1 pseudogene is annotated in these 522 nt (G+C 72.8%); it reads right to left on the bottom strand.

Annotated elements, in window-relative coordinates:
* Window positions 1-78: 78 nt before the first annotated feature.
* Window positions 79-522, bottom strand: a pseudogene (locus A5659_RS05825) (NAD(P)H-hydrate epimerase); the annotation flags it as partial.

The raw sequence follows: 522 nt of genomic DNA, 5'->3' as shown, positions 1-522 counted from the left end.
CTGCCCGACGGCGCTTTGATGCGACGCGCGGCCTACGGGCTGGCCACCGAGATCATCGGCGAGTTAGCGGCGCGCACCGGCGGGGCCGGTGATTGCGCCGGTCGCCGCGTCGATGCCGCTGGGGATGTCGACGGCGATCACCGGGATTCGGGCATCGTTGACGGCGGCGAACACCTCGGCCGCGGCGGGCCGCAGCGCTCCGGAGCCGGAGATGCCCACCACGCCGTCGATGACGAGATCGGTTGTCGGCGAGACGCTTTCGACGACGCGACCGCCGGCCTTTCGGAACGCCGCCAGGCCTTTGCGGTGGGTGCGCTCCGGGTTGAGCAGGATCGCGTCGGCGGCCGCGCCGCGACGGCGCAGGAAGGTGGCCGCCCACAACGCGTCTCCGCCGTTGTCTCCGGAGCCGATGACCGCGCACACACGTCGCCCGGTTACCCCGCCGGTGCGCGCCGCTAACTCGCCGATGATCTCGGTGGCCAGCCCGTAGGCCGCGCGTCGCATCAAAGCGCCGTCGGGCAG

It is taken from the genome of Mycobacterium sp. 1165196.3 (assembly GCF_001673415.1).
GTDB lineage: Bacteria > Actinomycetota > Actinomycetes > Mycobacteriales > Mycobacteriaceae > Mycobacterium > Mycobacterium europaeum_A.
The sequence above is the reverse complement of the archived record's forward strand: the minus strand, read 5'-3'. Positions and strand labels throughout refer to the sequence as shown.